This window comes from Bradyrhizobium genomosp. I (2014) (assembly GCF_000261685.1).
GTDB lineage: Bacteria > Pseudomonadota > Alphaproteobacteria > Rhizobiales > Xanthobacteraceae > Bradyrhizobium.
In genome coordinates, this window is sequence record NZ_AJQE01000025.1 from 1 (window position 1) to 12,623 (window position 12,623).

General features: G+C 66.5%; 11 protein-coding genes. 5 read left to right on the forward strand and 6 right to left on the reverse strand.

The window, feature by feature from the left end; translation table 11 throughout:
• The 3 genes from IC50_RS02005 to IC50_RS02015 form a co-directional block, all read right to left on the reverse strand.
• On the reverse strand, positions 1-1,951 hold a 1,951-nt coding region (locus tag IC50_RS02005; RefSeq protein ID WP_035699846.1), incomplete at its 3' end, for an HWE histidine kinase domain-containing protein.
• Positions 1,948-2,532 (reverse strand): biliverdin-producing heme oxygenase, encoded by a 585-nt coding sequence (locus tag IC50_RS02010; protein ID WP_035699848.1) that lies wholly within the window; start codon positions 2,530-2,532, stop codon positions 1,948-1,950. The genes IC50_RS02005 and IC50_RS02010, both read right to left, overlap by 4 nt.
• Positions 2,533-2,864: 332 nt before the next feature.
• Positions 2,865-3,308 (reverse strand): nuclear transport factor 2 family protein, encoded by a 444-nt coding sequence (locus tag IC50_RS02015; RefSeq protein ID WP_035699858.1) that lies wholly within the window; start codon positions 3,306-3,308, stop codon positions 2,865-2,867.
• A 90-nt stretch (positions 3,309-3,398) separates the two neighbouring features.
• Here IC50_RS02015 and IC50_RS02020 point away from each other — a divergent pair, with 90 nt between their 5' ends.
• The gene (locus tag IC50_RS02020) at positions 3,399-4,316 is read left to right on the forward strand and encodes a LysR family transcriptional regulator (protein WP_035699849.1); all 918 of its coding nucleotides are present in this window, start codon (positions 3,399-3,401) and stop codon (positions 4,314-4,316) included.
• Between the two features lie 78 nt (positions 4,317-4,394).
• Here the strand turns inward: IC50_RS02020 and IC50_RS02025 are convergent, their stop codons facing one another.
• Entirely contained in the window at positions 4,395-5,015 is a 621-nt protein-coding gene (locus IC50_RS02025; RefSeq protein WP_035699859.1) for a glutathione S-transferase family protein, read from the reverse strand.
• 126 nt (positions 5,016-5,141) lie between these two features.
• Between IC50_RS02025 and IC50_RS02030 the strand changes: the two genes are divergently transcribed.
• The gene (locus tag IC50_RS02030; protein ID WP_035699850.1) at positions 5,142-6,422 is read left to right on the forward strand and encodes a flavin-dependent oxidoreductase; all 1,281 of its coding nucleotides are present in this window, start codon (positions 5,142-5,144) and stop codon (positions 6,420-6,422) included.
• Positions 6,423-6,627: 205 nt separating this feature from the next.
• Here IC50_RS02030 and IC50_RS02035 read toward each other — a convergent pair whose 3' ends face one another.
• The gene (locus IC50_RS02035; RefSeq protein ID WP_035699851.1) at positions 6,628-7,050 is read right to left on the reverse strand and encodes a PaaI family thioesterase; all 423 of its coding nucleotides are present in this window, start codon (positions 7,048-7,050) and stop codon (positions 6,628-6,630) included.
• A gap of 53 nt (positions 7,051-7,103) precedes the next feature.
• On the reverse strand, positions 7,104-8,222 hold the full coding sequence (gene mutY / locus IC50_RS02040) for an A/G-specific adenine glycosylase (protein WP_035699852.1): 1,119 nt from the start codon (positions 8,220-8,222) through the stop codon (positions 7,104-7,106).
• A 172-nt stretch (positions 8,223-8,394) separates the two neighbouring features.
• On the opposite strand from mutY, the gene IC50_RS02045 reads away from it, so the two are divergent.
• From IC50_RS02045 to IC50_RS02055, 3 genes are all read left to right on the forward strand, one after another.
• The gene (locus tag IC50_RS02045) at positions 8,395-8,886 is read left to right on the forward strand and encodes a DUF721 domain-containing protein (protein WP_035699853.1); all 492 of its coding nucleotides are present in this window, start codon (positions 8,395-8,397) and stop codon (positions 8,884-8,886) included.
• A 122-nt stretch (positions 8,887-9,008) separates the two neighbouring features.
• The gene (locus tag IC50_RS02050) at positions 9,009-9,665 is read left to right on the forward strand and encodes a DsbA family protein (RefSeq protein WP_035699855.1); all 657 of its coding nucleotides are present in this window, start codon (positions 9,009-9,011) and stop codon (positions 9,663-9,665) included.
• A gap of 217 nt (positions 9,666-9,882) precedes the next feature.
• Positions 9,883-12,623: AAA family ATPase (locus IC50_RS02055; protein WP_035699856.1), on the forward strand; the 2,741-nt coding region annotated here is incomplete at its 3' end.

A 12,623-nucleotide genomic window follows, 5' to 3' on the forward strand; every position in this document is an offset into this window, starting at 1 on the left:
TGACGAGGCTGGAGGATGGATCAAGGCGCCAGACCACTTCGACACTGCCGGTGGAATCGGCAAGTGCGCCGTACTTGGCGGAATTGGTCATCATCTCGTGCACGACCAGAGCCAGCGTGGCGAACGCCTTGGGATCCAGCGCGACGTCCGGACCGCCCATCTTCACCCGCCCCGCGCGCGCGCCGAGATAGGCGCCGGCCTCGGACTCGACCAAGGTGCGGAGCGCGACCGGGGCCCAGTTCAGGTTTGTGATCTGATCGTGGGCGCGCGCCAGAGCCTGGATGCGGCCGCCGAGCACGCCGGCGAACTCCTCGACGCTGGTCGCGGTGTCCTTGCTTTGCGCCACCAGGGCGCGCACGAGGCTCAGGATGTTGCGGACGCGGTGATTGAGTTCGGCGATCATCAATTCCTGCCGCTCCTGCGCCCCGCGGCGCTCGCGCGCGGCGAGGTCGGACAGTTGCAGGATCACCTCTAGCAGCGTGACGCGCAGGCTCTCGGCGATGCGGATGTCAGCCGCCGACCACGGCTTCGACTGCCCCGCCACCGTTTCCTGCCAGAGCTCAAAGCTCTTGCGCGGCGTCAGGCGCGGCCCGTTCGGTCCTTCGTCGTAGACCTTGTTGGGAACGCCGGCCCATTTGACCGAGCGCGTCACCTCGCGCCGGAAAAAAATCAGGCAGTCGCGCGGTGTGCGCGAGATCGGGATGGCGAGAAAGCCAGCCGCGCGATCACGGAAGGCCTGGCCGGCTGCATAGACCTTGGCGATCTCGGCGCTCGCGAAAATCCGCCCCGGCGAAGTCCGGTTGATGAAGGCGACAAGGTCCTTCACCTCGTCTTCGGTCGGCGTCTCGCCATCCAGCGCGATCTTGTTGTCGGACCAGGCCGCGACGCCGTCGCATTCGATCATCTTGCGGTAGTCGCCGAGGAAATCGACGATCGCGCGGCGGCTGTGCTCGTGGGAAGCCGCGATCTCGATCAACCGTTCCTGGACCTGATGAGCGCGGGATTCATAGGCCACATCGCCCTCGCGCTCGCGGCCTTCCACGATCCAGGAGAACATCTGACCGAACAGCTCGGAGGCCGTGCGCTTGTCGAACGAGATATAGCGCGACGAATAGTGATGGCAGGCAAACAGGCCCCACAGCTTGCCATCGCGCAGGATCGACACCGACATGGAGGCGGCAACGCCCATGTTGCGCAGATATTCGATGTGGATCGGCGAGACCGAGCGCAGCACGCTCATCGAAAGATCGAGCAGCCCTGCGTTGTGTGTAACCGTCGACACCAGCGCAGCCGGCCTTGCGTTGACGTCGGCGATGATGCGCAGCCAGTTGCGCTGATAGAGGGCCCGCGCCTGCCTTGGAATGTCCGATGCGGGATAGCGCAGGCCGAGGAAGGATTCGAGCTCGGCCCCCGCGGTCTCGGCGATCACCTCGCCTGATCCGTCCGGATGAAACTGATAGACCATGACGCGGTCGAAACCGGTCAGCACCTTGAGCTGGCGCGCCGCCTCCCGCGCCAGATCGGCCATACCGCGCGTCTTGCGGATCCTTTCGAGCATCAGACGCACGAGTTCGCCGGAATTGACGCCGGGCTCGCGGACGCTCGGCTCCGCCTCGATGATCAGATAAACGCCGGAGAGATGAATCGAAAGATCGAACGGTGGCTTGCCCGGCTGCAGCTCCACGCCGAACAGGCGTTCGGTTGCGTCCGGACCACCGAGATGATCAACACGGCTGCGGATCGTTTCGACCGCCGCCGCAGAGACGACGCTCGACAGCGGCTGGTGGAGCAGGTCGGCAACATCCGTCCCAAGGAAGCTCCCTACGTTGTTCGATCCCATGCAGATCGTGAAATCCGACAGCACGGCCAGGAGGAAACCAAACGGTTGCACGCTGCCGGGGATGTGGATCGGCTCGCGATCGCAATTGGTGAGATCGACCGCCTCGTTCATGCGCGGTCCGCCGCCTGCTCGAATGCGGCGAAGGCAATGCAAGCGGAATCGATGATCTCGTCCTCGTCACCTGACTCTTCTCTTGCGAGCTTCACCAGAAAGCTCTGCCAGAGCCGCTTGCCCTCGCCATGGCGGAGATAGGTGGTGGCTTCACTGACGCGCGGATCGCCCGCGTCCGCGACTGCCTTCAGCAGGAACCTCGCGCCAAGCCGCGAGCCCTCCAGCACATACATCGTGCCTAGCACCCCGCTGCGTGTCAGCCGCGGCACCGACACTATCGACGCCGCGCTCGTGCCGAGGCGTCCGAGATCAACCGCAATCGCAGCGCTGCGCGACCGTTCGGGCCAATCCGGAAACATGCGCTCCACGCCCGCCTCGATGAGCGCGACTTCGAGCGGAAGAAGAGCTCCGGCGCTGGCCTGAAGAAAGCGGCGATAGCCGGCCAGCCCGCCGAGATCGAATGCGGAAAGCTGGGTGTCGAGCGCGCGGTGCGCAGCCGAGGTCGCTTCTCTCAGTCGTTCGCGGAGTCCGGAGAAGCTGCAGCCCCCCTGTGTTGAAACGTGCGAAGCCCCAGCCAGCATGAAATTCCCGGAAATGCAGGTTGCCGGGGCGCAATCGCTCCCGAGGGAAGGGAACGCCGGCGGAAACCGAAGGTTCCGCCGGGATCGGAAGGAAATAGAGGCCACCTGCGCTCTATTTCCGCCGGACAGGTTTTCTCAGCTCGTACTCAATCTCCGACCGCGTCATTCCGCAATCCAGAAGTTCCCGCTCGCTCATGGCAGCGAGCTGGCCTTGTATCCGCGTGCGCTCTCGCCGCAGCCGGATGATCTCCGACAGCTTTCGCCAAACCCGGACGCCCCTCACAGACCGGAACGAAGGGCGCCAGCCGGCAGACCAGATGGTGCTCAAACCGCTAGCCCGCGGCTCTCGCGACCGTTTGTGGAAACGGACCGAGCGCCCTCTCGGTCAGGATCGAGTCGCAGTACTCGCGGATCTCCTTGATCTTGCCGTCCGCGAGGCGAAACACCAGGCAATAGTCGTTGTCGTAGCGCACACCCTCGGGCGTGACGTTGTCGCCCTTGGCTTCCACCACGACGATGTCGCCGTCGGCGATGAAGCGGTGAGCCACGGTGCGCGTCCGGTCGCGCAGGCGGGTGCGGACATAGCCATGCAGGTCGTTGAGGATCGCGTCCTTGCCGGCGAAGGTGCGCGACCAGGAATACTGGCCGGTCACCACCCATCTGGCGTCGTCGGCCAGGCTTGCAGTGAACAGGGCGCGGTCGCGCGCGGCCGGATCGGGGTTTGCGGCGGCGGCGAAAATGTCCTGCATCAACTTCTTGTTGGCGGCAGCGCTCATGGCGGCATCTCCTTTGGTGAGAACACGGAGATCATCGCTGCGCGCCAATAATTCTTCAAATCGATAGCTGGTATGATATCTATTCACTTCATGAATTTGAATTCGCTTGACCTCAATCTGCTGACCGCGCTCGATGCGCTGCTGCGCGAGGCCAATGTCAGCCGCGCCGCGTTGCGGCTCGGGCTGTCGCAGCCGGCGGCAAGCCACGCGCTCCAGCGCCTGCGCGACATTTTTGGCGATCCGCTGCTGGTACGCACCGGCGCGCGGATGGAGCTGACGCCACGGGCCCTGGCGCTGCGCGCCCCGCTGGCCCAGGCGCTGGACCAGGTGCGCGGGCTGTTCGTGCCCGACGAATTCGACGCCGCGCGCAGCGAGCGACAATTCCGCCTGATGATGCCCGATCTCGCGGTCGAGCTGTTGATGCCGCCGCTGATGGAAAAGGTAACACGTCTTGCCCCCAACGTCCGCATCGACGTCGTGCCGTGGCGGGGACCTGCGATCTTCCACGCCGAGTTCGCCCGCACCATCGACCTCGTGATCTCGATCGGCAACGCCTTCAAGGGCTTTCACCGGCAATTGCTTTACACCGACAGCGATGCGCTGGCGGTCCGGCGCGGCCATCCGCAGCTTACGAAACTGAAACGGCGCGAGACGTTCCTCGCCGCGCGCCATGTCGGCGTGATCATCCGCGGCAATGCCGAGGATCTGATCGACACCTGGCTCCGCACCGAGGGCATCGAGCGGCGCATTTCGCTGGTGGTGTCAGGCTATCTCGAGGCGCTGCACGTCGCCGCCCGCACCGACCTAGTCGCCTTCGTGCCGCGCCGGCTGATCGCGGCGCTGTCGAAGCAGCTCGGCCTCGTCACGGTGACGCCGCCGCTCGACCCCGGGATCGACGAGCAGTTCATGTTTCATCCGACCCGCGCACAGATGGACCCGGGCTCGATCTGGCTGCGGCGGCTGATGCTGGAAACAGGGCGGGGGCTGGAGAAGCGGCGCGCTGGTTAGGATGCCCTCACCAAAGACGGTGTCGTCCCGGATAAGCGCTCGCTGGTCCGGGACGACGGCGGAATATGACGCCGAACCTCACGCCTTCTGCGCCGCCATCACCTTTGCCACGGCGGGGCGGTCGGACATGCGCTTGAAATGGTCGGCGATCTTCGGCGTCGCCTTGATGTCGACGCTGTCGCCTTCGAGCCAGGTCGACAGCGTGTAGAGATAGGGATCGCAGATCGTGAACTGATCGCCCATCACCCACGGTCCCCTGAACATCTTCTGCTCCATCAGCGCAAAGCAGGCGGCCATGGTCTTCGGCACCATCGCCTTCATGTCGGCGAACGAGCTCTCCTGCGTCGCCCAGCGCGCGCCGCGCATCTTGTGGGCGTGGTTGATGTGCACGGTCGAGCAGAGATAGGAGTTGAACGACTGCACCTGGGCGAAATCGAAGGGATCGTCGAGCGGCGCGAGCTTCGCCTTGGGGAAGGTCTGTGCGACGTAAGCCAGCATCGCCGGCGTCTCGGTGAGCACGCCGCGATCGGTCACCAGCGCCGGCACGCGGCCCTTCGGGTTGATCGCGAGATAGTCCGGGCTGTTCTGCTGGTTGTCCTTGAAGCTCAGCCGTTCGGCCGTGTAGTCGGCGCCGGCCTCCTCCAGGGTGATGTAGGTGGCGAGCGCGCAGGTGCCGGTGGCGTAGTAGAGCTTGAGCATGTCGGACCTCATGGGGAAAACCCGAGGTTAACGGTCCTCCGCCGCGCCGTCCATAGGCGACCTGTTCGCAGTTGCCCACGGCCGCCCAGCTGTGCGAAGACGCCGTCAATCGGAGGGGGATTTGTCATGACCGTACTCATCGCCGGCGGCGGCATCGGCGGGCTGACGCTTGCGCTCAGCCTGCACGGAATCGGCGTTCCCGCAAAAGTGTTCGAGAGCGTCGCGGAATTGAAGCCGCTGGGCGTCGGCATCAACGTGCTGCCGCATGCGGTGCGCGAGCTGATCGAGCTCGGGCTGATGGACCGACTGGACTCCAGCGGCGTGCGGACGCGCGAGCTCGCCTATTTCTCCAAGCACGGCAAGCCGATCTGGAGCGAGCCGCGCGGACTGGAGGCCGGCTACAAATGGCCGCAATTCTCGATCCATCGCGGCACCCTGCAGCAGCTCCTGCTCGACGCCGCGATCGAGCGCCTCGGCCGCGAGAACATCCTCACCAGCCACCATCTGACCGGCTGGACCGAGACGGCGGGTGGCATCCGCGCCGATTTCGTCGACAAGGCGACCGGCAAGGCCGCAGGCAGCTACGACGGCGCGATCCTGATCGCCGCCGATGGCATCCATTCCGCCGTGCGCGAAAAGCTCTACCCCAATGAAGGCCCGCCGATCTGGAACGGCCGCATCCTCTGGCGCGGCGTCACGCCGGCGAAGGCCTTCCTGACCGGCCGCACCATGATCATGGCCGGCCACGAGATCCTGAAATTCGTCTGCTATCCGATCTCGAAGGAGCCGGATGCGGCGGGCAACCATCTGATCAACTGGGTCGCCGAGCGCCACATGCCGCCGACCTATCAGTGGCGCCGCGAGGACTATAATCGCACTGCGCGCATCGAGGAGTTCCTGCCATGGTTCGAGAGCTGGCAGTTCGACTGGCTCGACGTGCCCGGCCTGATCCGGAACTGCCCGCACGCCTATGAATATCCGCTGGTCGACCGCGATCCCGTGTCGCAATGGACTTTCGGCAAGGTCACGCTGATGGGCGATGCCGCACATCCGATGTACCCGATCGGCTCGAACGGCGCCTCGCAGGCGATCCTCGATGCGCGCGTCATGACCCGCGAGATTCTCGCGCATGGCCCGACGAGCGCCGCCTTGCTCGCCTATGAGGCCGAGCGCAGGCCCGCGACCACCGACCTCGTGCTGCTCAACCGCAAGAACGGCCCCGAGCAGGTGATGCAGCTCGTCGAGGAGCGCGCGCCGGATGGGTACAAAGTGGTCACCGACGTGCTCTCGCAAAGGGAGCTGGAGGACATCGCCGCCAACTACAAGCGCGTCGCGGGGTTTCAGGTCGAGGCGTTGAACGCGAAGCCGCCGATCGTGAGCAAGGATGCGAAGCGGGTCGAGGCTTGAACTCTCGCATGAAGCGGGATGAGCATTGATGCGCCCTCGCCCCTTGTGAGAGGGCAGCGACGCCGGTAGATGCGGGCTCAGTTGGGTGAGGGGTCTGTCTCCGCGGACCAACTCGCAGTTTGATTTCGCTGAAGCGACCCCTCATCCGGCGCTTCGCGCCACCTTCTCCCGCAAGGGGGGAGGGGGTACCGCGCGCGCTGCCAGCTTATTTACTCACCACCCTCGCCGCCTCCAGCAAACGCTCGCTCGCACCGGCTGTCGCCAGCACCGTGCCGTCCTCCGCCATGAGCTTCGCCTCGACGAACGCGATGGTCTTGCCGAGCTGCGTCACTCTCGCCTCGCCGATGATCGGGCCGGGCTTTGCAGGACTGAGAAAATTCACGGTCATGCTGATGGTGGTGGTGTAGAGCCGACCCTCGCTCATCACGAGCACGGCGGGGCCCATGGTGTCGTCGAGCATGGCCGAAAGCATGCCGCCCTGGATGAAGCCGGCCGGGTTGCAGAACTCCGGCTTGCCGTCGAAGCCGAGCCTGATCCAGCCCTCGTCGGGGCGGGCATCGAGCAGACGCCATCCGAGCAGCTCGGCGCAGGGCGGCCTTGGAAAGTTGTCGAGCGCGGTCTTGACCATGGGGCAGCCTCCGTATCGCACGCCGATAACGTAACGCTGCTGCCAGCGTGCTGTCAGGAGGATGGACCCGATGAAAGATCCAGCGCATGCGCGATCACCTTGCGCATGACATTGGGCAGCGCTTCCCCGGCAAGGGTTGCGATCGGCACCCAGCGCATGCCTTCAGGCGCGCGGGTGCGGGCTTCCACCTTCGCGGTGTAGACCACCAGCTCCAGCGGAAAATGCGTGAAGACGTGAGTGACGACGCCCACCTTGCGCTGCCAGCGCGTCAGCCCCTTCAGCTCCGGCGCCTGCTGCTTCGCCGCCGCATCGTCCTGGCCGGCGAGCCAGTCCGAGCCCGGCACTTCGGTCATGCCGCCAAGCAGGCCCTTTTCAGGCCGTGAGCGGACCAGCAGCTCGTTACCACGCGTGACCACGAAGGCGGCGCCGCGCCTGAGCGTCCCGCTCTTCTTCGGCGCCTTGCGCGGAAACGTTTCCTGCGTGCCTAGCGCGCACGCCGTGCAATCCTCGTTCAGCGGGCACAACGAGCAAGCCGGCTTCTTCGGCGTGCAGATCGAGGCGCCGAGATCCATCAGCGCCTGCGCGCTGTCGCCGGCGCGAGACTCCGCCAGCAACGTCGCTGCAAATTGCTGGATCAGAGGCTTTGCCTGCGGCAGCTCTTCCTCGACCGCGAACAGGCGCGTCACCACCCGCTCGATATTGCCGTCGACCGGCATGGTGCGGCGATCGAAGGCGATCGCCGCGATGGCCGCCGCGGTGTAGGGCCCGATCCCCGGCAGCGCGCGCAAACCCTCCTCCGTATCGGGGAAGACGCCGCCATGCTCGCGCATCACCGCGACCGCGCAGGCATGGAGGTTTCGCGCGCGCGAGTAATAGCCGAGCCCGGCCCACATACGCAGCACGTCGTCCAGCGAGGCCCGCCCGAGCCCCGTGACATCCGGCCAGCGCGCGACGAACTTTTCGAAGTAGGGGCCGACCGCCTTCACCGTGGTCTGCTGGAGCATGATCTCGGACAGCCAGACGCGATAAGGATCCGATGCCTCGCCGGGCGCCGCGCGCCAGGGCAGCCGGCGGCGGTGGCGGTCGTACCAGGCGAGCAGGAGTTTCGGACGAGATGAGGCTTTCGACCGAACCGGTTTCGATGTCGGCTTCAGGGCAGATCTGGGACTCATGCTCTCAGTGTAACGACGTCACACCAATCTCTCCACGTCATGCCCGCTCTCGTCGCGGGCATCCACGTCTTTCTTCGCCGGAGAACGTGGTTGGCCGGGACAAGCCAAGACAAGCCCGGCAATGACGACGAGGAGCCTGCGGCTCACACCCCGAAGTGCTATAAGGTCCCCCATGTCCAAATTCCCTCCCAAGCCCGGTCCCATCAGCGCCAAGCCGCTCGGCATCCTGCTCAACGACGTCTTTGCCGAGGCCTATGCCAAGCAGGGTTTTGCGGCGCGCGAGCTGGTGACGCGGTGGGCGCAGATTGCCGGGCCGGAGATCGCGGCCCATGCCGAGCCGCTGAAGATGCAATGGCCGCGGCCGGTGGAGGGCCAGCCGCCGGAGCCGGCGACGCTGGTGCTGCGGGTCGAGGGGCCGATGGCGCTGGAGATCCAGCACTCCGCCGACGTGATCCTGGAGCGGGTCAACCGCTTCTTCGGCTGGAGCGCGGTGGGCAAGCTGGCCTTTCGCCAGGCCCCCCTGTCGCGGCCCCGGGCACGGAAGCGGCCAGCCCCGCCGGATGCCAAATCGGTGGCCAAGGTGGCCGAGAGCCTCGGCGGCATCGAAGATGACGAACTCAAGTCGGCGCTGGCCCGGCTTGGGGCCGCCATCAAGCGAAATTGAGCCTTATTCCGCCGCTAATCTGGACCTGTCCTCGCCGCCCGCCATTGCCTCAATCGACGTTTCGAGCTAGCGACAGGCCGCCCGGGAACCCGGGCGGACCTTGCCAATCCCGGGAGCCGACCTTGATCATCACCCGCCGCGCCTTCACCACGATGTTGTCGCTGACCGGTCTTGCCGCGGTCGCCGGGCTCTCGCCGCTGCGGTTCATCTCCGAAGCCATGGCGCAGTCGGCCGCCGATGTCGCCAAGCCGGTGTCGCTGCCCGACATGGCACTCGGCCCGAAGGACGCTGCCGTCACCATCACCGAATACGCCTCGATGACCTGCCCGCACTGCGCGGCTTTCAATGAGCAGGTGTTCCCGAAGATCAAGAAGGAATATATCGACACCGGCAAGGTGCGTTACGTCTTCCGCGAGTTCCCGCTCGACATCAAAGCCGCCGCCGGCTCGATGCTGTCGCGCTGCATCGCCAATGGCGACGCGCCGAAATATTTCGCGGTCACCGACATGCTGTTCCGCCAGCAGAATGACTGGGTGTTGAAGAACACCACCGAGACCCTGACGCGGATCGGCAAGCAGGCCGGCCTCACCCAGCAGCAGGTCGAGGCCTGCCTGAAGGACCAGGCGCTGCTCGACAAGATCGCCGCCGACCAGAAATATGCCAGCGACGTGTTGAAGGTCGATTCGACGCCGACCTTCTTCATCAACGGCGAGAAGATCAAGGGCGAGGCCTCGTTCGAGGAATTCGCCAAGAAGATCAACCCGCTGCTGAAGAGCTGATTCGCACGCGACAATCCTGATTCGCGCATCTCAAGCCGCATTCTTCCCGGCATAAATCCCTTGGGAAAAGCGGCTTTCGCTGGTTGCCCTTGCGGCGCACCGCGGCCATTGTCCAGCCGCATGAGCCGCCTCGCGCGACTCACCCAGACAGCGACATTGCCTTCCATGGTATTGTCCCGGCAGGGAGATTCGCGCCTGCCAACAGAGATGCGTGTTTATGAAAATCACCCGCCTGCGCCTTCACGGCTTCAAGTCCTTCGTTGAGCCCACGGACTTCGTCATCGAGCCCGGCCTGACCGGCGTGGTCGGTCCCAACGGTTGCGGCAAGTCGAATCTCGTCGAGGCGCTGCGCTGGGCAATGGGAGAGACCTCGTACAAGTCGCTGCGCGCCGCCGACATGGACGCGGTGATCTTCGCCGGCTCCGGCAACCGTCCGGCGCGCAACCACGCCGAAGTGACGATGACGATCGACAATGCCGATCGCACCGCGCCGGCTGCGATGAACGACAGCCAGCTGCTGGAAGTCTCCCGCCGCATCGAGCGCGAGGCCGGCTCGGTCTATCGCATCAACGGCCGCGACGTGCGCGCCCGCGACGTGCAGATCCTGTTCGCCGACGCCGCCACCGGCGCGCGCTCACCGGCGCTCGTCCACCAGGGCAAGATCGGCGAGATCATCCAGGCCAAGCCGGAACAGCGCCGCCGCGTGCTGGAAGACGCCGCCGGCGTCGCCGGCCTGCACGCCCGCCGTCACGAGGCCGAGCTGCGGCTGAAGGCGGCCGAAACCAACCTCACCCGCGTCGAGGACGTGATCGGCCAGCTCTCCGGCCAGGTGGAGGGCCTGAAGAAGCAGGCCCGCCAGGCCGTGCGCTATCGCGAGGTCGCGGCCAAGGTCCGCAAGGCCGAAGCCACGCTGTACCATCTGCGCTGGGTCGGCGCCCATGCCGACGTCAACGAGTCCGGGCAGACCCACGATCTCGCCGTGCGCGAGATGGCCGAGCGCACCCAGCACCAGGCCGAAGCCGCCCGCATCCAGGCCATCCGCGCCGCCGAGATGCCGGCGCTGCGCGATGCGGAAGCGCGCGCCGCGGCCGGGCTCCAGCGCCTGACCAATGCCCGCGAGCAGCTCGACCGCGAGGAAGAGCGCGCCAAGGAGCGCGTCGCCGAGCTCGAGCGCCGCCTCGCGCAGTTCGAAGGCGACATCTCCCGCGCCCAGCAGCAGACCATGGACGCCGACGTCGCCCTGCAGCGGCTCGATGCAGAAGACGCCGAGCTGAAGGAAGAGATCAAGTCGCGGGTCGAGAAGCGCTCCGGCGTCGACGAACGCGTCGCCGAAGCCGAGGCGGTGCTGACCGAAACCGAGCAGAAGTTCGCCGAGCTCACCACCGCGCTCGCCGACCTCACGGCGAAGCGCAACCAGCTCGAGGCCAACGTCCGCACCCACCGCGACAAGCTCGCCCGGCTCGACCAGGAAATCGCGAACGTCACCGCGGAAGAGCAGAAGCTTGCCGCCGAGACCGGCGGTTTCGGCGACCTCGACGAGCTGACCGCTCTGGCCGAGACCGCGGAGCAAACGCTGGCCGCTTCGGAAGCCGCGGCGCAGGCGAGCGAAGCGGCCCATGTCGCGGCGCGTCAGACCCTGGAATCCTCCCGCTCCCCGCTGGTCGAGGCCGACAAGCGCGTGCAGCGGCTCGAGACCGAGGCCCGCACGATCTCCAAGATCGTCAACGGCGAGACCAAGAATCTGTGGCCGCCGATCATCGACGGCATCACCGTCGACAAGGGCTTCGAAAAGGCGATCGGCGCCGCCCTCGGCGACGACCTCGATGCGCCGATCGACCCGTCGGCGCCGATGCGCTGGACCAATGTCGGACACACCGAAGGCGATCCGGCGCTGCCCGAGGGCGCCGTGCCGCTCGCCAATCACGTGCAGGCGCCGGCCGAGCTGGCGCGCCGCCTCGCGCAGATCGGCGTGGTCCCGCGTGAGCGCGGCGCCGAATTGGTGTCGCAGCTCAAGACCGGCCAGCGGCTGGTCTCGCCCGAGGGCGATGTCTGGCGCTGGGACGGCTTCGTCGCCGCGGCTCACGCCCCGACCGGAGCAGCCCGCCGCCTTGCCGAGCGAGCCCGCCTCGTCGACATCGAGAACGAGCTGGAGCAGGCCCGCATCGATGCCCAGATCAAGCGCCAGGCGCTGGAGAACGCCGAGTCCGAGCTGCAGATGGCCGCCAGCACCGAAGGCGCGAGCCGCGAAGCCTGGCGCGCCGCGCAGCGCGAGCTCAACGTCGCGCGCGAGCGCCATGCCACCGCCGAACGCGAGATCGGCCGCCATGCCGCGCGCAAGGCGACGCTGTCGGAAGCGCACAGCCGTCTCGCCGCCGACCGCGCCGAAGCCGAGGCTGCGTATGAGTATGCCGAAGCCGGCATCAGCGAGCTGCCGTCGAGCGAGGACACCGAAACGCGTCTCGCCGCCGTCCGCAGCGACATCGAAGGCCATCGCCGCATGGCCGCCCAGGTCCGCGCCGAGGCCCAGGCGCTGGCACGCGAAGCCGAGCTCGCCGACCGCCGCGTGCAGGCGATCCTCGCCGAACGCACCGAGTGGCAGAACCGCAAGGAGAGCGCGGCCTCCCACATCGACACCATCCAGGCCCGCATCGCCGAACTCACGATCGAGCGCAGCGAGCTCGAAAACGCGCCGGCCGTGTTCGCCGAGAAGCGCAGCGCGCTGATCACCGAGATCGAATACGCCGAGAATGACCGCCGCATGGCCGCTGACGCGCTCGCCACCGCGGAAAGCGCGATGGCCGAAACCGATCGCGTCGCCAAGCTGACGCTCGAGGCACTGTCGAGCGCCCGCGAGGCCACTGCCCGCGCCGAGGAGCGCATGGAAGGCGCGCGGCGTCGGCTCGAGGACATCGAGCGCGAGATCCGCGACATGCTCGAGGTCGAGCCACAGGCCGGCCC

What these genes read in the sequence shown, in the direction of transcription:
- IC50_RS02015 (WP_035699858.1), bottom strand. Translation starts at nt 3,308, where the DNA reads ATGAGCGCTGCCGCCAACAAGAAGTTGATGCAGGACATTTTCGCCGCC.
- IC50_RS02030 (WP_035699850.1), top strand. Translation starts at nt 5,142, where the DNA reads ATGACCGTACTCATCGCCGGCGGCGGCATCGGCGGGCTGACGCTTGCG.
- IC50_RS02020 (WP_035699849.1), top strand. Translation starts at nt 3,399, where the DNA reads ATGAATTTGAATTCGCTTGACCTCAATCTGCTGACCGCGCTCGATGCG.
- IC50_RS02010 (WP_035699848.1), bottom strand. Translation starts at nt 2,532, where the DNA reads ATGCTGGCTGGGGCTTCGCACGTTTCAACACAGGGGGGCTGCAGCTTC.
- IC50_RS02025 (WP_035699859.1), bottom strand. Translation starts at nt 5,015, where the DNA reads ATGCTCAAGCTCTACTACGCCACCGGCACCTGCGCGCTCGCCACCTAC.
- IC50_RS02045 (WP_035699853.1), top strand. Translation starts at nt 8,395, where the DNA reads ATGTCCAAATTCCCTCCCAAGCCCGGTCCCATCAGCGCCAAGCCGCTC.
- mutY (WP_035699852.1), bottom strand. Translation starts at nt 8,222, where the DNA reads ATGAGTCCCAGATCTGCCCTGAAGCCGACATCGAAACCGGTTCGGTCG.
- IC50_RS02035 (WP_035699851.1), bottom strand. Translation starts at nt 7,050, where the DNA reads ATGGTCAAGACCGCGCTCGACAACTTTCCAAGGCCGCCCTGCGCCGAG.